This window comes from Dechloromonas sp. HYN0024, assembly GCF_003441615.1.
Lineage (GTDB): Bacteria > Pseudomonadota > Gammaproteobacteria > Burkholderiales > Rhodocyclaceae > Azonexus.
In genome coordinates this window covers 682,478-702,195 of record NZ_CP031842.1, presented here as the reverse complement: position 1 = coordinate 702,195, position 19,718 = coordinate 682,478, and the positions used below count along the sequence as shown (strand labels likewise).

Annotated in this window: 18 protein-coding genes; 1 reads left to right on the top strand and 17 read right to left on the bottom strand. The window is 58.1% G+C overall.

All coding sequences use genetic code 11. The annotated features are described in order from the left end of the window. Positions 1-10: 10 nt before the first annotated feature. The 15 genes from cheZ to motA all read right to left on the bottom strand — a co-directional run bounded on the left by cheZ (position 11) and on the right by motA (position 18,084). A complete protein-coding gene (cheZ, locus tag HYN24_RS03370) occupies positions 11-871 on the bottom strand; it encodes a protein phosphatase CheZ (RefSeq protein ID WP_117607957.1) in 861 nt (286 codons plus the stop codon). Between the two features lie 9 nt (positions 872-880). Further along, on the bottom strand, positions 881-1,276 hold the full coding sequence (gene cheY, locus HYN24_RS03365) for a chemotaxis response regulator CheY (RefSeq protein WP_117607956.1): 396 nt from the start codon (positions 1,274-1,276) through the stop codon (positions 881-883). 24 nt (positions 1,277-1,300) lie between these two features. Continuing rightward, positions 1,301-2,236, bottom strand: coding sequence for a chemotaxis protein (locus HYN24_RS03360; RefSeq protein ID WP_117607955.1), 936 nt, complete (start codon positions 2,234-2,236; stop codon positions 1,301-1,303). Between the two features lie 19 nt (positions 2,237-2,255). Then, entirely contained in the window at positions 2,256-3,224 is a 969-nt protein-coding gene (locus tag HYN24_RS03355) for a chemotaxis protein (protein ID WP_117607954.1), read from the bottom strand. 128 nt (positions 3,225-3,352) lie between these two features. Then, entirely contained in the window at positions 3,353-3,658 is a 306-nt protein-coding gene (locus HYN24_RS03350; RefSeq protein ID WP_117607953.1) for an STAS domain-containing protein, read from the bottom strand. A gap of 74 nt (positions 3,659-3,732) precedes the next feature. Next, on the bottom strand, positions 3,733-4,791 hold the full coding sequence (locus HYN24_RS03345; protein ID WP_240327720.1) for a chemotaxis response regulator protein-glutamate methylesterase: 1,059 nt from the start codon (positions 4,789-4,791) through the stop codon (positions 3,733-3,735). Positions 4,792-4,838: 47 nt separating this feature from the next. Further along, positions 4,839-5,444: a chemoreceptor glutamine deamidase CheD gene (gene cheD / locus HYN24_RS03340; RefSeq protein WP_117607951.1), complete on the bottom strand. Its 606-nt coding sequence runs from the start codon at positions 5,442-5,444 to the stop codon at positions 4,839-4,841. A 12-nt stretch (positions 5,445-5,456) separates the two neighbouring features. Then, complete coding sequence (locus HYN24_RS03335; protein ID WP_117610184.1) at positions 5,457-6,326, bottom strand: CheR family methyltransferase; 870 nt, start codon at positions 6,324-6,326, stop codon at positions 5,457-5,459. A 20-nt stretch (positions 6,327-6,346) separates the two neighbouring features. Next, positions 6,347-9,562: a Cache 3/Cache 2 fusion domain-containing protein gene (locus HYN24_RS16330; RefSeq protein WP_162888581.1), complete on the bottom strand. Its 3,216-nt coding sequence runs from the start codon at positions 9,560-9,562 to the stop codon at positions 6,347-6,349. A gap of 25 nt (positions 9,563-9,587) precedes the next feature. Further along, on the bottom strand, positions 9,588-12,647 hold the full coding sequence (locus HYN24_RS16285; protein ID WP_162888580.1) for a methyl-accepting chemotaxis protein: 3,060 nt from the start codon (positions 12,645-12,647) through the stop codon (positions 9,588-9,590). A gap of 54 nt (positions 12,648-12,701) precedes the next feature. Beyond that, positions 12,702-13,202 (bottom strand): chemotaxis protein CheW, encoded by a 501-nt coding sequence (locus HYN24_RS03315; RefSeq protein WP_117607950.1) that lies wholly within the window; start codon positions 13,200-13,202, stop codon positions 12,702-12,704. Positions 13,203-13,224: 22 nt separating this feature from the next. Next, a complete protein-coding gene (locus tag HYN24_RS03310; RefSeq protein WP_117607949.1) occupies positions 13,225-15,540 on the bottom strand; it encodes a chemotaxis protein CheW in 2,316 nt (771 codons plus the stop codon). 87 nt (positions 15,541-15,627) lie between these two features. Beyond that, positions 15,628-15,993, bottom strand: a complete 366-nt coding sequence (locus tag HYN24_RS03305) for a response regulator (protein ID WP_117607948.1) — start codon at positions 15,991-15,993, stop codon at positions 15,628-15,630. Between the two features lie 257 nt (positions 15,994-16,250). After that, positions 16,251-17,198 (bottom strand): flagellar motor protein MotB, encoded by a 948-nt coding sequence (gene motB / locus HYN24_RS03300; RefSeq protein ID WP_117607947.1) that lies wholly within the window; start codon positions 17,196-17,198, stop codon positions 16,251-16,253. A gap of 28 nt (positions 17,199-17,226) precedes the next feature. Further along, positions 17,227-18,084 carry a flagellar motor stator protein MotA gene (gene motA / locus HYN24_RS03295; protein WP_117607946.1) on the bottom strand — a complete coding sequence of 286 codons (858 nt, stop codon included), beginning with the start codon at positions 18,082-18,084 and terminating at the stop codon, positions 17,227-17,229. A 177-nt stretch (positions 18,085-18,261) separates the two neighbouring features. Here motA and HYN24_RS03290 point away from each other — a divergent pair, with 177 nt between their 5' ends. After that, on the top strand, positions 18,262-18,795 hold the full coding sequence (locus tag HYN24_RS03290) for an NUDIX hydrolase (protein WP_117610182.1): 534 nt from the start codon (positions 18,262-18,264) through the stop codon (positions 18,793-18,795). 5 nt (positions 18,796-18,800) lie between these two features. Here the strand turns inward: HYN24_RS03290 and HYN24_RS03285 are convergent, their stop codons facing one another. Together HYN24_RS03285 and HYN24_RS03280 are read right to left on the bottom strand one after the other, a co-directional pair. Continuing rightward, a complete protein-coding gene (locus HYN24_RS03285; RefSeq protein ID WP_117607945.1) occupies positions 18,801-19,451 on the bottom strand; it encodes a TonB family protein in 651 nt (216 codons plus the stop codon). A 106-nt stretch (positions 19,452-19,557) separates the two neighbouring features. Next, positions 19,558-19,698: a DUF3149 domain-containing protein gene (locus HYN24_RS03280; RefSeq protein ID WP_117607944.1), complete on the bottom strand. Its 141-nt coding sequence runs from the start codon at positions 19,696-19,698 to the stop codon at positions 19,558-19,560. Positions 19,699-19,718 lie beyond the last annotated feature (20 nt).

Sequence of the window (19,718 nt, the reverse complement as noted above, 5' to 3'; positions counted from 1 at the left end):
ATCGCCCTCCTCAGAAGCCGAGGCTGTCCAGCAGGTCATCGACCTGCTCCTGGTTAACTACCACATCGCTGCGCCCCTCGGCATTGATGACCGGACCGTTCATCAGACTGGCAACTTCCTCGGTGCGCTTGGTTTCCGGCAGCACCTCAAGGAGCACCGTCATCAGGCCCGACTCAAGCTCATGGGCGAGGCTGACAATCTTTTTGATAACCTGTCCGGTCAGGTCCTGGAAATCCTGAGCCATCATGATTTCGGTCAATTGGGTATGCGTAGCACGCGCCTTCTGAGGTAGTCCCTCATTGAGGAAGGCCCGGGTTTCCGCCGCCAGTAGCTTGAATTCAGCCGGCCCCATGTCGTTGGCAAACACCTTGTCCCAACGCTGACCAAGGGCCTGGGCGCTATGCTCCATCTCTTCAACCAGAGGATTGGCGATATCCGTCGCATTGAGCACGCGGCACGCGGCCTGCTCGGTCAAATTGGCGACATAGGCAAGGCGATCCTTGGCATCGGGCAGCGCCGAAACGGTCTGCTCGATGAGCTTGTCGTAGCCGAGCTGACCGAGGGTATCGTGCAGATTGCGCGCCATCTGACCGATGCGATTGAACACCGCCTCCTGCTGCGACCAGGCTGCACCGGCATCACCATCCAGCCCACCACCATCGCCGGGGGCGTCGGCACTGACTTGGGCAACGCTGGCCGTGGCAGCAACACTGTCAAACAAGGCCTGCAAGTCATCGCTATCGGCATCCGCCGACGCCGCTGGCGCAGGCGTTACGGGCGCGACTGGCGCGGGCTCCGGCGCGGCGGCAGTACTCGCTGCGATTGAGTCAAAAAGAGCTTCAAGGTCATCTGAATCGTTATTGGCAGACATGTTTTCCCCTTACGCCTGGCCCATTTTTTCGAAAATCTTGTTCAGCTTTTCCGAAAGTGTCCCTGCCGTAAAAGGCTTGACGATATAGCCACTGGCACCCGACTGGGCGGCCGCGATAATGTTTTCCTTCTTGGCTTCCGCGGTGATCATGAGGACCGGCAGATGCTTGAGATGCGGCGTCGCCCGAATTGACTGGAGCAGGGTCAGGCCATCCATGTTCGGCATATTCCAGTCGGTCACCACAAACTCGAAGCCACCGGCCTGCAATTTCTGTAGTGCGATCGCCCCGTCCTCAGCCTCGTCGACGTTGGTAAAGCCGAGCTCTTTGAGAAGATTTCGGACAATTCGTCGCATGGTGGAGAAATCGTCGACCACCAGAAATTTCATTTTCGGATCAGCTGCCATGCACTACTCCAGGTACTTGGATTGTTATCGTTCAATCAGCGGACGCAGGGTATCCGCCAACGCTTCGGCATCAAATTTTGCGACATAGGCATCCACCCCAACCGATTTCCCCATGGCCCGATTGGCTTCAGAAGAGAGCGATGAGTGCATGACCACCGGCACCCCGTTGAAACGGGGGTCGGACTTGATATTCTTGGTCAGCACATAGCCGTCCATTTCCGGCATCTCGGCGTCGACCAGGATCAGGCGAACATCGTCACGGATGTTATGTCCCATCTGGCCGGCATGCCCGGCGATCCCCTGTAAACGGGTCCAGGCTTCCTGACCATTGGTCGCGTGTTTGTGACGGACACCGAGTTTGTCGAGCACTTCAGCAATTTTTCGCCGGGCGACCACCGAATCATCGACAAAAAAGACGCTGGTATCGGGGTCGACCTTGGCCGGCGGGATATCGACGATCATCGCCTCGCCAAACGAATTGGCCAGAATCTGCTCGACATCGAGAATTGAAACCAGCCCGCCATCATCCAGTTCGATCACCGCAGTAATCAACCCCTGATTGGCGGCCAGCACGTTTTCCGGCGCCTTCACGCGCTCCCAGTCCACCCGGATGATCCGATCAACATCGTGCACCAGGAAACCCAGCGTGCGCTTTGAATACTCGGCCACCATCATGGTCTTGCCGAGTCCCGCTGGCGCATCCAACTGCATGAACGGGGCCAGGGAGAGGACCGGAATGACATTGCCGCGCAGCGAAATCAGCCCCTCCACACCTCGTGGCATGTTCGGGGTCCGGGTAATGTGCGGCGTCCGGCCAACCTCGCGGACTTTAAAGACATTGATACCGAAAATCTCGCGGGTCCCCAGCGAGAAAAGCAGAATTTCCATCTTGTTGGAACCGGCCAGGCGCGTCCGCGCATCGATGCTGTCCAGCAGGTTTTTGTTCTCAACGAGGTCCATCGCCAACTCCCGCTATCTCTCAGGCCGCACGAACCGGCAAGGTATCCACACCGAGCCGCCGGGCCAGGGTTTCGGACAGGCGCATCGGCTCGAATTTTGGTACGTATTCGTCGACGCCGACCGACGCGCCGAGCTTTTGATTGGACATCCCTGAAAGGGAGGAATGCATGATCACCGAAATACCGTTGAAACGGGGATCAGACTTGATTTTCTTGGTCAGGATATAACCATCCATCTCGGGCATTTCGATATCGGTCAGCACCAGGCTGATCAGCGACGACGGCGGCTTGCCGATCGACTGCGCATAGGTCGCCACCTTCTCCATTTCCTCCCACATCTGGCGGCCATTGACCGCCGATATACCCTTGACACCCATGGCTGCCAGGGTGCGTTCGATCTGCTTGCGGGCGACACTGGAGTCATCGCAATAAAACACCGTGCAATCCGGGCGGTCGACCGGTACAACGCCGCGGAACATGCTTTCATTGTCGATCGTCGACGTCTCCGAGAGCACCTTCTCGACATCCATCATCATCACCAGACGGTTGTCATCAAGCTCGGTGACAGCGGTCACCAGCCCCCCGGTCTGCGACGTCAACATCTCTGGCGGAACACGCATCTTGCTCCAGTCGAGACGAAGGATGGTGTCGACACCTTCAACGAGAAAACCCTGCGTGTGTCCGTTATATTCCGTCACGATCATGATTTCGCGCGGCTTTTCGGGAGAAATCCCGGAATACTTGGCGAGGTCAATGACCGGCACCAGGGCTCCGCGCAGGCTGACCATACCTTCAACCGAGGGCGGCATGTCAGGCGCAGCAGTAATCACCGGGGTGCGCATCACTTCACGAACCTTGAAGACATTGATGCCGTACGTCTCACGCCGCCCGGTTCGCTGATCGACCCCAAGAAAGAAAAGCAGTATCTCGAGCTTGTTGGTGCCCGCCAATTTCGTTCGTGCGTCGATATTCTTCAATAATTCCGACATTGCCATCCTCTCGCTTGTCGCACGTCAGTCGCCCCCTCGATCACAGGAGGCGCGTTCAATGCGCCCGCCCCCATCACTACACGGCGACCAACCTGCCACCAGGGCCAATGCGGCGCCCAACCAATATTCTACGAAATTTGAAACAATTTACCAAAATTAGCAATATCTAGCACCTGTTTTACGTTGCCACGCACTCCGGCCAACGCCACATCCTTGCCCGCACCACCCAATTTGTCGCGCAACATCAACAACATACCCAATGCGGAGCTATCCAGATAATCGACCCCGGAAAAATCAACGGTGACCGACCTGACCTCTGAATCGGCAATAAAGGGTTCGTATGCGGCACGAAATTCGCGGTGGGTATTGAAATCAAAACGCCCCGCCAGCTTGATGACCACCTTGCCTGATTCGTTCGAAATACTTGTCTGCATTTGTTTTCCCATGCCAAATAGTAAAAATAGGGTTCTAGTTTAATCCTTTAGCCATTGCCAACAAGCCCGGCCGATTAATGCGTGCCAATTGCACCGATCACCCGCCTTGCCATGTCACCCAGCGCACACTGCTCGGCCACCGCCCCAATCAGAAAAGCCTCGCGCGGCATACCGTAAACAACACAACTGCCTTCGTCCTGCCCGAAGGTTTTCGCCCCGGACTGACGTAACTTCAACAAGCCTTGGGCACCATCCTTGCCCATACCCGTCAGGATAACGCCAAGTGCCCTGCTGCCGAGCAAACTGGCCGCTGAATCGAACAGCACATCGACCGACGGCCGATGCCGGTTGACCGGCGGCGAAGCCGCCAATTCGGTGAACAGGGCGCCCCCCTCACGACGGATCAGCAAATGGGAATGCCCGGGCGCAACATAGACCGTACCCGCTTCGATTTTTTCATTCCCTTGCGCCTCAATGACCCGCGGCGCACACAAGGCATCGAGGCGGCGGGCAAACGATCCGGTAAAGGACTCCGGCATGTGCTGAACAATCAGTATGGGGGGACAGTCGGCCGGCATGCCCTGCAAAAACTCCTTGATTGCCTCGGTACCCCCGGTCGAGGCACCGACCAGAATCACCACCCCACTTCCCGCGACGCCTGGCCTGACCGGCATCGCGATGGTCGGTGGCAACGATGAAGCGGTGGCTTTTGCAATTGAACGGTGCAGTCGCGCGCCTTTGGCCGCGCGTATTTTTTCGACCAGATCGTCGGCGTAGCTCTCGATGCTTTTTCCATTGTCAGTCCGTGGCTTGCCAATGTAATCAACCGCCCCCAGCTCAAGGGCTTTCAGCGTTATATCCGACCCCGCCTCGGTAAATGCCGAAACCATGACCACCGGCATCGGCCGCAGGCGCATCAGGCGTTCAAGAAACTCCAGCCCATCCATTTTCGGCATCTGGACATCGAGCGTCAGGACATCCGGATTGAGCACCTTGATCATCTCCCGCGCCTCCTGAGCGTCGGGTGCAGCACCAACGACCTCCATGTCCGGCGCCAGATTGATCATCTTGGTCAGCAGACTGCGCATCAACATCGAATCATCCACTACCAAAACTTTAGTTTTCATCGGCATCTAGTCAGAAAAATTTGAAACCACATGCATTTTGAGTGGCAAGCGCATCATACAAACAACTCCACATCGCCAACGAAGGTCGAACCACTCAGGCGGATCTTGTACTCGTTCTCCCGGCTGAACAGCGTGTCGTTATGAACGCGATGCAGCTTTTTGACCAGGGCCCTTCCTGTATGGGGAAAATAGTAGACTTTCCGCGGATATGAATCCAGCAAATCCTTAGCAACAATGGGGATTTTCTCAGTTTTAAGGAATTCAAGTACGAATTCCGCATTTTTTTCTCCAACCTGGCTGCCGGCCAGACTGGCCATCACCGATCCGCCACCAAATACCTTGGCCTCGAGGCGATTGCGCCGCGCCCCCAGTTTCAGCAGGTGATTGATCAGAATTTCCATGGCATAGGTGCCATAGCGGGCTGACGCCCCGAGCGGGTTGCGGCCACCATCATCAGGCAGCATAAAATGGTTCATCCCGCCGATACCCGAATCGGTATCGCGAATGCAAGCCGCCACGCATGACCCGAGGACGGTGACGAGCAGCGCATCGTCAGTCGAGACGAAGTACTCTCCGGGCAGTATCTTGGCCGCCTCCAGCCCAAACTTCCGGTCAAAATACCGGTTGGCGGCAAGCGGCTCATCGTAGGCGTGGTGCACCGTTTTCCTCTGCTATGGGGCGCTGGCCAGGGTATAGACGGTCTTGCCCTGAGACTTGAACAGGTTGGCCGCATGCATGAAGCTTTCGGAGTGGCCGGCAAACATCAGGCCATCCGGCTGCATCATCGGGGCGAATCGCGACAGGATCTTGTACTGGGTCGGCCGGTCGAAATAAATCATGACATTTCGACAAAAAATGACATCGAGCGGCCCTTTGACGGCATAGCTGGCATCGAGCAAATTGATCCTGAGAAATGAGACCATCCGCCGGAGCTCCGGCCTGACCGAGACAAAGCCCTCCTGTCCGCCGGTGCCGCGCAGAAAGAATTTTCTCAATTGTTCGGGGGTCAGCTTTTCGACCCTCTCCAGCGGATAAACCCCCTTCTCGGCTGTCGCCAGGACATGCGTATCCAGATCCGAGGCAATGATCGAGACGTGAGAAGTATCGGCCCCGAAGGTTTCTGCCACCGTCATGGCAATCGAATAGGGTTCTTCGCCAGTTGATGCCGCCGAACACCAGATGCGTATGGGGCGTTTGCTACCGATCCGGCGAAGATGTTCAGCAAAAATCGGAAAATGATGCGGCTCGCGGAAAAAGGACGTCAGATTGGTCGTTAGCGAATTGACGAAGCGCTCCCACTCATCGCCTTTATCGGTCTCCAGCGCATCCAGATAGGCGGCAAACGAAGTCATCCCGGTCGCCCTCAAACGTCGGGCCAAGCGGGAATAGACCATGTCCTGCTTGATCGGTGACAAGGATATTCCGGCATGCTGATAGATGAGCTGGCGGACACGTTCAAAATCGGCCAGAGAAAAGGCAAATTCACGCCCCGCCAATCCGGCAGACAACGGGGCTCGCAGCCCGGACACGACGGGGTTGATCGGTTTTGTCTCGGCCAAGATCAGAACTCCTTCCACTCGTCATCAAGGCGACGCGGCAAGGCTTCCGCCTTTTTCGCCCGGCCCGCCCCACGGGCTTGCTCATGCGGTGCCGACTGATCGCTGCCCGGCCCACCGAGGAGGAAATCACTGCCCGCATCAACCTGAAAAACCGATACCGCCTTGGCCAGGCTACTGGCCTGCTCCTCGAGGCTTTCCGCTGCAGCGGCAGCCTGCTCGACAAGGGCGGCATTCTGCTGCGTCACCTCATCCATCTGGCTGACGGCAATACTGACATGCTCGATGCCTGCACTCTGCTCCCGGCTCGCATCCGAAATCCCGACCATCAGCCCCGCCACCCGCCGGATGCTCGACACCACCTCGTCCATCGTCCGACCCGCCTGATCGACCAGCTTGCTGCCCGCCTCAACCTTGTCCACCGAGTCCGAGATCAGCCCCTTGATTTCCTTCGCCGCCGCCGCGCTGCGCTGGGCCAGATTGCGGACTTCCGACGCCACCACGGCAAAGCCACGCCCCTGCTCGCCAGCCCGTGCCGCTTCAACTGCCGCATTGAGCGCCAGGATATTGGTCTGGAAGGCGATCCCGTCAATAACCCCGATAATGTCAGCAATCCGGTTGCTCGACTGGTGGATGGCGGTCATTGTCTGCACCACCTGACCGACCACCTCACCGCCCTTGATCGCCACCTGCTGTGCGCTCCCCGCCAGTTCGCTCGCCTGCCTCGAGTTGTCGGCATTCTGCTTCACCGTCCCGGTTAGCTCTTCCATGCTCGAGGCCGTTTCCTGCAGGCTGCTCGCCTGCTCCTCCGTCCGCCGCGACAGCTCCAGATTGCCCGAGGCAATTTCCTTCGCCGCCGTATTGATCGAATGCGCCGACGACTGGATTTCCCCGACCAGTTCACGCAACTTGTTCACCGTTTGATTGGCATCATCACACAAGCGGGCAAAGGAACCCTGATACTCTCCGCTCAAGCTCTGATTGAGATCGCCATCAGCCATCCTCGAGAGCAAGGTACCGATCTCCCCGATAGCCATCCCGCTCGTTTCGAGCAAGCTGTTGATCCCGATACCGATTTCCTTGTAAAACCCCTCAAGAACCGACGTATCCAGACGCGCCTCGAGATCCCCGGCAGAGGCGCGGGAAACCAGTGCGGCAACCGAGCGTTGGGCATTCAGTTCCGCCGTCCGGTCGACCCACTCGCCGACCGTACCGAGGCGCTGGCCGCGTTCGTTGACGATCGGATTGGTAATCACTTTATAGATGCGACCGCCAATGTCGAGTTCTGCCTGACGCGCTCCCTGCAACTCGCGCAGCGCCTTGAGTGCTGCCTTCGGGTCAGGGTAAAAAGCACCGATATTGCTGCCCACAAAGCGGTCAACCGAGAAATCCGGCTGTTGCTTGCGCAGCCCGCCTTCGATCTGACGCAGGGTGGTCAGCAAGCCCCGGTTGGCGTAGATCACCAGACCGTCGTCATCGGCGATACGCAGGTTGGCCGACACGCAATCCAGCGCAATGCGAATCCGTAGATTTTCATTGGCGAGGCGCAAGCCTTCGGCAACGTTGAAGCCTTGTTGAATCTGCATCGACTGCAGGCCCTGAATAACCTGGCCGACCTCATCGTTGGAGCGGACATCAAGCGGCGTGTCGTAACGCCCCTCGGCAAGGTCGATAAAGGCCGGCAGGACTTTTTCCCGCAACGGCTGAACGATCAGATGGCCAATCAGCCAGTACAGGAAGGCCGCCAGCAAGAGCGCCAGCAGCAAGCCGCCGATCATGACAAAGCGGGAGACCTGACTGGACAGGGCGCGCAACTCGTCCACGTAGCTGCCACCGACGACCAGCCATTTGGCATCGGGCAGGGTATCAAAAACCGCCAGTATGTCCCGCGTCGATTTGTCGCCGGATTCTGCATCACGCCAGGGATAGGTCAGGTCACCGCTGCCACGCTCGAGCATCTCGCGAATGAATTCGCGGCCAGCGGCATCCTTGGCCTCGAGGATATTGCTCCCCTCCTTCGCCGGATGCACGATCAAACTGCCGAAACTCTTGCCGGGGTTGGCATCGACCACATAGTAGTAACCGCTGTCCCCGATCTTCAAGGTGCGAATCTGCTGCTTGAGTGTCTCAAGTTCGGTCGAGATATCGAGACCGATAAAGCTTGCCCCGATGACCTTGCCACCCTTCGCAAGAATCGGCGTATAGCTGGTATAGAAGGCCTTGCCGAAAAGAGTGGCCCGCCCGACATAGGGCTTGCCGGACAGCAACAGCGGCAGGCCCGGATGATCCTTGGCGAGGAGCGTACCAACAGCCCGTTCGCCATTCTCTTTCTTGACCGAGGTGGATATCCGCACGAATTCATCACCCTTGCGGACGAACAGCGTCGCGACGGCGCCGGTTTGCTCGGTAAAGTGATCAACCCGTTCAAACCGGCCATTCAGAATCTCGCCTTTGCCCAGACGCAATACGGGCATTTCATCCGTGCCGTCGAGGACAATTTCATCCGGAAACGACATCTCGAAACCACGGTTCAACTGAATGGCCTGTTTGCGCAAGGCGGCCAGATTGGTCTCGACGGCTGAACGAATCAGCCCGACCTCCGTTTTCAGCGTGGCCCGCCCTTGCGTATCGAGCAGCGTCGCGATATGTCCGCCAAGGAAGCGGGTTGCCCCACCCAGAATAATCCCGAAGCCCAAGAGGACGCCGATGGCAATCTTCTTCGACGACGAGGCATTTGAAACCCAGCGATTGAATGCCCCGACCAGCCCGCCCGTAACGACACGACCGTGAAACACCTGTTTCCCGCCGGCTCCCTTTTGGCGAATAGCCTGATACGCGGCCTCGGCCGACAAAATTTCCGACGCCGTTGCCTTGCGCCGCACCGACATGTAGCCGACCACCTTGCCGCCTTCACGCAACGGCGTGGCATTGGCCACCACCCAGTAATGATCCCCGTTCTTGCAGCGATTCTTGACGACACCAGTCCACGGCCGGCCATCCTTCAGATCACGCCACATGTCGACAAAAACCTCGGCCGGCATATCGGGATGGCGGACGATGTTATGCGGCTGACCAATCAGTTCGCCTTCGGTAAAACCGCTGATGTCGACGAACTCCCGGTTGATATAGGTGATCTGACCTTTCAGGTCGGTCTTCGAGACAATCAGGGCATGATCGTCCAGTGTGATTTCCGCACCCGTTACCGGCTGGTTATTTCGCATCGTCTCAATCCGTCAGAAAGGTGTATCAGAACTCTTCCCACTCATCCTCAGTAGGCCCTGACAAAGCCAGCACCGATACGGAGGGCTGTTTTCTGCCAGGTGTCCCGGTCAACTGCCGGGACATGGCAATATCATCTGTACTGCGCAAATTCTCCAAAAGACCAATCACCCGCTGGGAGCGCGCAGAAAATTCGCCGGCAATCTCGCGGCGCGCCCGGTCGGTATCGCCACTCTTGGCAGTGCGGATGATTTCTGCGGCACAACGGTGAAAGCCGGCGTGCTCGGTTTTAAGATCGCCGTAGCCGGGATGACCATTGAGTACCCGGCCATCGCCATGAATCCAGCATCCCAGCGCACAGACGTCATCGCGGCCGACAATAACCGGATCCAGTTGTGCCCCGCCCCCCGCCACATAGTCGGTCAGGTGCTGCTTCCAACCCCGATGGGCGGATATCGCTCCATCAATGTCGAGCCCCCGGAGGTTCTGCTCACCGGAAACCACCACGCCCCCGGACAATCTGAAAACGGCAACCGACAAGGCAAGGTTTCCGGCCTGCTCCTCGAGGCTTTCCGCTGCAGCGGCAGCCTGCTCGACAAGGGCGGCATTCTGCTGCGTCACCTCATCCATCTGGCTGACGGCAATGCTGACTTGCTCGATGCCTGCACTCTGCTCCCGGCTCGCATCCGAAATCCCGACCATCAGACCCGCCACCCGCCGGATGCTCGACACCACCTCGTCCATCGTCCGACCCGCCTGATCGACCAGCTTGCTGCCCGCCTCAACCTTGTCCACCGAGTCCGAGATCAGCCCCTTGATTTCCTTCGCCGCCGCCGCGCTGCGCTGGGCCAGATTGCGGACTTCCGACGCCACCACGGCAAAGCCACGCCCCTGCTCGCCAGCCCGTGCCGCTTCAACTGCCGCATTGAGCGCCAGAATATTGGTCTGGAAGGCGATCCCGTCAATCACCCCGATAATGTCAGCAATCCGGTTGCTCGACTGGTGGATGGCGGTCATTGTCTGCACCACCTGACCGACCACCTCACCGCCCTTGATCGCCACCTGCTGTGCGCTCCCCGCCAGTTCGCTCGCCTGCCTCGAGTTGTCGGCATTCTGCTTCACCGTCCCGGTTAGCTCCTCCATGCTCGAGGCCGTTTCCTGCAGGCTGCTCGCCTGCTCCTCCGTCCGCCGCGACAGCTCCAGATTGCCCGAGGCAATTTCCTTCGCCGCCGTATTGATCGAATCCGTAGCATCCTTGATCGACAACAGCATTTCCTGCAGATTATCGACCGTCACATTGGCGTCGTCCTTGAGCCGGCCGAGAATGCCCTGATAGGGCGTTTCGATTTTTTGCGTCAAATCGCCCTTGGCCATCCGCGCCAACATGGCGCCAACATCGTCGAGGGCATCCGTACTGGCCGCCAACAGCTTGTTGACCCCCTCGGATACCTGCCGGAAGAAGCCGTCCATACCGCTGCTATCGAGGCGCTGACTGAAATCCCCATTGGCCGCCGCTTCGATAATGGTCGCAACTTCGCGTTCGATGGCCACCTCGTCCGTGCGGTCCTGCCATTCGACGACAGTACCGAGCCGCTCGCCCGCTGCATTGATGACCGGGGAGGCAATCAGGGTGAAGTCGCGACCGCCGATCTGCAACCGGGCCCGATGGGTTCCCTTGAGGCCAGCCAGCAAGTTGCGCTGGTGAGCGGGTTGCCGATGGTAGATATCAAAATTGGCCCCCAGCATGGTATCTACCCGAAAGTTCGGCAAATCCTGCCGGAGGTCATTTTCAGCATTGCGCATCATGCCAAGAAGCGCCGCATTGCAGTAAATGATCGTGCCCTCGGGATCAGCCACCATGACGCTGTTGGAGGTCACGTCCAGGGCCACCTTGAGGCGCATGGTTTCGTTGGCAGCCAGGCGATCTGCCTCGAGCCGGCCGCGCAACTGGCTTTGCATGTCCTCAAGACAATGCACCATCTGGCCGATCTCATCGTTGGTCTCGGCCCGCAGCTGGACATCGAGTTCCCCGGCCGCGATCCTGTCGAGGGCATTCGACACGCTGACCACCGACCGATGAACGCTGCGCAACATGACGAATGCCACGATGGCAGCCACCGCGACAAGCGCGAAAACAAGCACCAGGACAAGCAGGCGTTCACGCTCAATCCGGGCGATCCGCTGCATCAGCTCCTGATCAAGAAACCGGGTTCCCTCGTCGTAAAGCCGGAAAGACGCATCAATGCTCTGCGTGGCTTCATCGAAATAGCGGCCAGGATCATAGGACAAGGTTTCCGCATCGAGCAGATTCTTCTGGATATTCCCGATAAAGGTCGCCATGCCAGCTATGGCCGGGGCAACGGCACCGGCCAAGCGGGCACGGTTGCTTTCATCGGCGGCATAAATTTTTTCGCTATCGGCGAGAACAGATTTTTGCCGAATCTGGGCTTCGGCCAATCCTTCGATCAGCGAATCCCGCCGTTTTGAATCAAGCAGCTTGTCACTCAGAACCAGCGAACCGAGAGCCCGTGCCTGGCCCATCCGTTCGGTCAGGGGAGGCAACTGGATAATGTTCATATCCATCGCATAGTAGGTCACCACCTCGGGATCAAGGACCAACTCAGACTGCTCGGCGACACTGTCCATGACATCCAGAAGGATGGCGATCAAGGCCGTGTGCTGCCTGGCATTTTCCTGCGGACTGAGCGTCGCGTAGCCACCTTTGAGCGTCTGCCAGCCGCGTTTGAACTCGGCCCATTGCCGGGCCTTTCCGATACTTGCCTCGGCGTTCGCCAGGGCGACATCGGCGCCACCCATTGCGGCATCGGCACCGGACATGGCGCGATCGGCCCGCTCCTTGAATGTTTGCTTGCCGGCCAACAAGGCCGTAGAAGCCCCACGATGACGCTGGACCTCCTGCAACATTTTGCGCAGTTCGCCATGGACGACAACACCGACGCGCTCCTTTTCGGCAATCGCGATCTGGCTGTTGAATCCCTTGACCAGCGGCACAATGGGCACAGCCAGGGCGATGGCCGCCACCAGTCCGAGACCGATAAATTTGTTGGCCAGTTTCTTAGTCGTCATTGGTCACACCATTCCTTTGGGCAGGCTTTGCTCGCCAGCGCCGAGCCCGGTCGCTCAGGCAACGGCTCCGTCAATCAGTTCCATGTCAGCACTGGTCATCAGCCGCTCAATATCGGAGACGATCATCATCCGCCCATCCATGGAAGCCAGACCGACGATGTATTTGGTGTCAAAACTGCCGGAGAAATCGGGGGCAGGACGAATTTGCGATGCATCCAGCGAAACGACATCGGAAACACTATCGACCACGATGCCGACGACCCGCCCGGCGACATTCAGGATGATGACTACGGTAAACGGTGTGTACTCGACTCGCCCCAGATTGAACTTGATGCGTAGATCAATGATGGGAACGATGATGCCACGCAGATTGATGACTCCCTTGATGAAGGGTGGCGTGTTGGCAATCATGGTCGGCGGCTCGTAGCCACGAATCTCCTGCACCTTGAGGATATCGATGGCGTACTCTTCGCTGCCCAAGGTGAAGGTCAAGTATTCGCTGGCGATCAGGTCATCCTCGCCGGTTATTGCACCGGCCTGCACTCTCGGTTCCATAGCTTGCTCCTGGTTTCGGCGATCAGCCGGCTTTCCGCATATTCGATCTGGCCATGCCGGCGATCACTGATGCATCGAGAATCAGCGCGACATGTCCGTCTCCCATGATAGTCGCCCCGGAAATACCGTTCACTCGGCGGTAATTGGCTTCCAGACTCTTGATTACCACCTGATGCTGGCCAAGCAGCGCATCAACGAACAGGGCTGCCTTGGTTCCGTCGGCATCGATGACGACCATGATGCCCTGGGTAAAATCGATACACCCGGACGGGATATTGAAAATCTCATGCAGGGCGACAACCGGCAGGTATTCGCTGCGTACCTGCATGACCCGCCCCTGATTGGATAGTGTCTTGATGGCCCCGGCTTCCGGCTGCATCGACTCGACAATATAGGACAACGGGAGGATATAGGTCTGGTCGCCGACCGCCACCGACATTCCGTCAAGAATCGCCAGCGTCAGCGGCAGGCGGACGGTCATCCGGGTACCGATACCGAGCATTGACTCGATCTCGACCCGACCGCCCATCGATTGAATGTTGCGCCGTACCACATCCATGCCGACACCACGCCCGGACACATCGGTGACCTGCTCGGCGGTGGAAAAGCCAGCTTCAAAAATCAGGTTGAAAACCTCCCCGTCGGTCATCTGATCCGAGACTGGCAGACCGCGCTCACGCGCCTTTGCCAAAATCTTGTCACGCGGCAGGCCGGCACCATCGTCGCCCACTTCGATGACGATATTGCCACCCTGATGATAGGCCTTCAGGGTAATTGTACCGAGCGCCCTCTTCCCCGCGGCGATGCGCTTTTCGGGTAGCTCGATGCCGTGATCGAGACTGTTCCGGATAAGGTGGGTCAGCGGATCTGCGATGCGCTCGATCAGCCCCTTGTCGAGTTCGGTCGTCTCCCCCGTGGTTTTCAGCTCGACCTGCTTGCCGAGCTTGGCCGACAGGTCGCGCACAACCCGCGGGAAGCGTGAGAACACAAAGGATATCGGCAGCATCCGGATGGACATCACCGACTCCTGCAAATCGCGCGTATTGCGTTCCAATTGCCCCAATCCGTTGACGAGTCGCTCCGGCGCACTCTCCTGCATCTGGCTCACCGTCTGCAGGAGCATCGCCTGGGTAATCACCAATTCGCCCACCAGATTGATCAACTGATCGACCTTCTCGACACTGACGCGAATTGACGAGTCCGCCGCGGCGGCAGGCGCAACAGGCTTGCCAGCCCGAGGGGACAATTCGGCAATCTTCTTATCGGCCAGCTCCCCACCGGCCGGCGGCGGTGACGACAAAGCCGGGTTGGCTGACGCCTCAACCACTAGCGATGGCGGCGCAAAGAAGCCGAAACCCTCGCCTTCCTCGGCCACCGGCACCGCGGGCGCTACGGCAGTTTGAGGAGGCAATGGCGCGAAAAAGCCGTAACCCTCGCCGTCGTCGCCAACGCTCTCTTTGACGGCGGTTACTGGCACCGGTTCAAAGAAGCCGAAACCCTCGTCATCGCTAGCCGCCGGCTCGGGTGACACACTGTCTTGCGGGGCGAAAAAGCCATAGCCCGGGTCTTCCTCCGGCGCCCCTGGCGCGCCGCCAAAAAGACCAAAAGCCCCCTCGTCATGGTCGGTGGGGGTCTCTTCAACAATACGCCAGGCCCCATTTTCAGCGATGAAATCTATCTGATCAGAAAACAGGTCTTGTGCCGCATCGGTTTTCAACCGCAGTTGCCAGTAACCGACATTATTCAGCTCTGAAGCCGGCTGACTGAGTATCTCCAACGACCCCAGTGTGCGCAGCTCGGCAAGCAGGTTGGCCACCCCGTCACCTCTTGCCGACACATCGGTGGGCACGAACTGGATATCGAACGAGCGCCTGACCAGCGGAGTTTGCCTGGCCGCGGCGACGACCTGGGGTGGCGGGGTAGTTGCAGGCCGGGCGGCGACGACCACTTCGCCCGTCGACAATTGCCGCAGACGGGCAGACATCGCAGCAATCGCCTGGGGATCAACCTCGCCCCGCCCCTGATGTGCCTCAAGCATGTTGCGCAGGAGGTCTCCGGACTCCAGGAAAGCATCGACCATGTCAGGTCGCAAGGGCAATTCCTGCTTGCGAATCCGGTCGAGCAGGTTTTCCAGGATGTGCGTCGTTTCGGCGAGATCCGTGAACCCGAAGGTTCCGGCACTGCCCTTGATGGAGTGGGCGGCCCGGAAAATGGCATTGAGCTGCTCCGAATCGGGATTTTCAATATCCAGATTCAGCAACAAACCCTCCATCGCTGCCAGATGTTCTGCCGATTCCTCGAAGAACACCTGGTAGAACTGACTCATGTCGATAGCCATGCCACCCCCTGATCTCGGTTCCGTAGCCTCACGATACCGAAAATTGAATGCAAAAGACCCGCGCTATTGCGGGTCTGCCGGCTTCACTCAGCCGATCACCTTGCGTACGACTTCAATCAGTTTTTGAGGGTCAAAAGGCTTGACCAGCCAGCCAGTAGCTCCCGCCGCCCGGCCTTGCAACTTCATCTCATCGGAAGACTCGGTCGTCAGCATCAGGATGGGGCTGGATGCGTACTGCGGCAGGGCGCGAAGATTTTTGATCAGGGTCAGCCCATCCATCCGCGGCATGTTCTGGTCGGTCAGCACCAGATGAATGGCTCTGGCTTTCGCTTTATCAAGACCATCCTGCCCATCCACCGCCTCAACCACATCATATCCGGCACTCTTCAGGGTAAACGAGACCATTTGGCGAATGGAGGCCGAATCGTCAACTGCTAGAATGGTTTTTGCCATTGTTTCCTCGTAAAAATCAGAACAATCCAAGCTCGAGGCTGGTGAAGCCAGTTTGATTAAGGGAATTATTGTCCACTTCTGGCGAAACAACACTCATTTTTTGCGAAATCTGGTCAACTCGAAAATGACTCGGCGACTGCATCACCAACATTCCATCGAAAATCGCTTCGCTTCTTTACGACAGACCAAGCCGCATGCCCCGCCCCTGTTTCGAAACCTGGCATGCTTAGCCACCAGATCGCCGGACCGCGCCTCACTCAGCCAGACGTGCCCTTTCCGCCGAGCGGCAACTTCAGTCCCTCAGGAAGCAGCTCTTCACCGCCAACTTCGGAATCTGGCCCCTCTTCCTGCAGGATGGCATTCTCGGTCTTGCGATTCAGGATCACGATACTGATTCGCCGGTTGACCGAATTGAGCGGATCATTTTTGTCGAAAAGCACAGTTGCGCCAAGCCCGACGACCCGCATGATCTTGGCGTCATCCATGCCGCCAATGACCAATTCTCGCCGGGAAGCATTCGCCCGGTTGGCCGACAACTCCCAGTTCGTATACCCCCTGTCGCCTCCCGAAAACTGCGACGCATCGGTATGTCCGGCCAGGCTGATCCGGTTGCCGACGCCATTCAGGGCCTTGCCGATCTGACGCAGGATATCCCGCGTGTAGGGCTTGAGGTCGGCGCTGGCTGAGTCGAACATCGGACGATTCTGTTCATCGACGATCTGGATCCGCAAGCCTTCGGAAGTAATGTCGAGCAACATCTGCTTTTTGAACTGAGCGAGTTGCGGACTCTTCTCGATCATTTTTTCGATGTCGGCCTTCAGGCTTTCGAGTTGCTCCTGTTCCTTGCGACGGAATTCGGCATTGGCCTCCTTGGAAAAGGAAGTCGACTTCTTGGCCTCGATATCACCGCGCTTGACCTGGCCAGCCTGGCGCGTCAGATCCTGGCCGCCCCCCTTGAGCACACTGGTCGCATCGCCGGAGCCACTGCCGCCCTGGCTGGCAACCTTGAGCGGATTCTGGAAATGATCGGCAATCCCGGCCAAGTCACCCTGTGCCGTCGACCCAAGTAGCCACATCAACAGGAAGAACGCCATCATCGCCGTCACGAAGTCGGCGTAGGCAATCTTCCAGGCGCCGCCGTGGGCACCACCGGCCACGACCTTCTTGCGCTTGATGATTATGGGACGTGTCGAATCGTCGCTCATCTTGTTTTATCCAATGTCAGGCGACATGCTATTTACCCTTGCGCGCCTTCATCTCTTCTTCAAGTTCGGTGAAAGTCGGGCGCTCATGAGAACCCAGCGTCTTCCGGCCAAACTCGATGGCCACTTGTGGCGCATAGCCCGACATCGAAGCGAGCAGGACCATCTTGATGGTCTTGTAAATCGTGCCGCCTTCTGCCGCCTTTTGTTCAAGCAGCTTGGCGACTGGCTCCACGAAACCGTAAGAAATCAGAATACCGAGGAAGGTTCCGACCAGTGCGCCACCGATCATCTTGCCGAGAACGGCTGGCGGACTACCCACCGAGCCCATCACGTTGACCACCCCCATCACCGCGACCACGATACCGAAGGCCGGCACTGCGCCGCCGACGGAGGCGACCACATGGCCCGGTTCAGCCGCTTCGTGGTGATGGGTCTCAAGCTCGACATCCATCAAGCTTTCAATTTCAACGGTGTTCAAATTGCCCCCGACCATCATGCGCAGATAGTCGCAGGTGAACTCCATGACGTGGTGATCATGCACCAGATTCGGATATTTGCTGAAAATCGGGCTGGCTTCGGGGTTTTCGATATCCCCTTCGATCGACATAAGGCCTTCTTTGCGGACTTTGCCGAGAATCTCGAAAAGCATCGCCAGGGCATCTATATAAAACGCCTTGTTGTATTTCGACCCTTTGAAGATCCCCGGAATGGCACCAACCGTCGCCTTGATGATCTTGATGTCGTTGGCGGCAACGAAATAGCCAATCGTCAGACCCACAATTGCGATGTACTCGGTCGGCACCCATAGCGCAAGGAGACTGCCGTGGATGGCATAGGTTCCGAGCGCCGAAGCCAGAATGATGACGTAACCAACAATCAGAAACATGCAAAGCCCCCTGTCGCACCCGCGGAAACCGGCCTAGATCCGCCCGCTAATTGGTTTCCGCTATTGTAGCCACTTGAATTGCCGGCGTGCAAAGAAAGAGAGGGCGACGACGTCTGAATATTCAGAATTGGCGGGTGTTACACTGCGCAGCATCACTCCACGATGCGACTCTCCGTGATTCAATACTGCAACCATTGCGCCGCCAATGTGATTTTCGCCGTGCCCCCCGGCGACTCACTGGCGAGATACGTCTGCCCGGCCTGCGGCCACATCCAGTATGAAAATCCGCGCCTGGTGGTTGGCTGCGTCGCGGAATGGGAAGGTCAAATCCTGCTCTGCCGGCGCGCCATCGAACCCCGTCTCGGCTACTGGACATTACCGGCCGGCTTCATGGAAAACGGCGAGACCACTGCGCAGGGAGCGGCCCGCGAGACGCTCGAAGAAGCTGGCGTGGCGATGCGGATGGATGCCCCTTTCGCCATGATCAGCATCGCCCATATCAACCAGGTCCACCTGTTTTATCGTGGCCGCATGAACAGCCCCCATTTTTCTGCCGGAGAAGAGAGCCTTGAAGTCAGCCTGTTTGATCCGGCGAACATCCCCTGGGACGAGCTGGCATTTCGTAGTGTCAGCCTTTGTCTCGACTATTACTTGGCAGACCGGGCCAAGGGCAGCTTCGGCTTTCATGAAGCGGATCTTGCGCCGCTATAGGCGAATCAATCGCCTGGCCCATACACCACCGGCACCGAAACCGTCAGGGCTCTTCCGCGTAGCCCATCCGGGAGTACCGCCTGACTTGCCGCCTGAGCAATCATTTGTAGCGCCTGATGGTCCAGTGCCTCATGGCCAGAGGAACTTTCAAGAACAATCCGCGCGTGACCCTGACTCGCCGGCCAAACGATGCCAACAACGACTGTGCCCTGCCGTTCATCACCCTTAGCAAGACGGGGATAGACATTAAGCTGGCGAGCGCTCCGCGCGATATTTAGACGATATTGACGGAGCATGTCCGCCGCTGGCGGCGTATCGACCCCCTTCGCTTCCGCAGATGCCATGAAAGAAGGCTGCCCCGACTCACCCGCCTCGACCGGATTCGGCACCAGTGCGCCGGACAACCGGGATCGCAGACGTTTTCTCGGATCGGGCGCAGCGGACTGGCGACCATCGCCTTTTGCTGCAACTGCCCCCCTGGCCAGCTGCGAGATATTGGCCCGCATACTGCCGTTGCCGCCCACAACATACAGTTGCGGCGAGGCCGGCCCGTGAAGCTCGCTGGTATTCTGGCGAAATCGACCTTCCTGATCAGACTGCGGCAGCAGGATCAGTGCATGCAAAAGTAGCGAAATATAAATGGCGCGAAAAATCATTTGTCATTTTTACGCCACTCCGCACCAAAAAACAAACCCCCGACCGGTTTCCCGATCGGGGGTTCATGACCTGCCAACGCTCAATGAGCGACGCGATCAAGCGCCTTCACTTACCGGCGTTGCGCGACTCTTCGTCCATCTTGTTGGAGTACATCTTGCCCATCACCGCACCGATGACCAGAACGCCAACGATGACGGCAAAGCTCATCAGACCAAAATCGCTATTAAACAAAAGTTCCCAAGCCATAAGTCACCTCCCAGTAACAG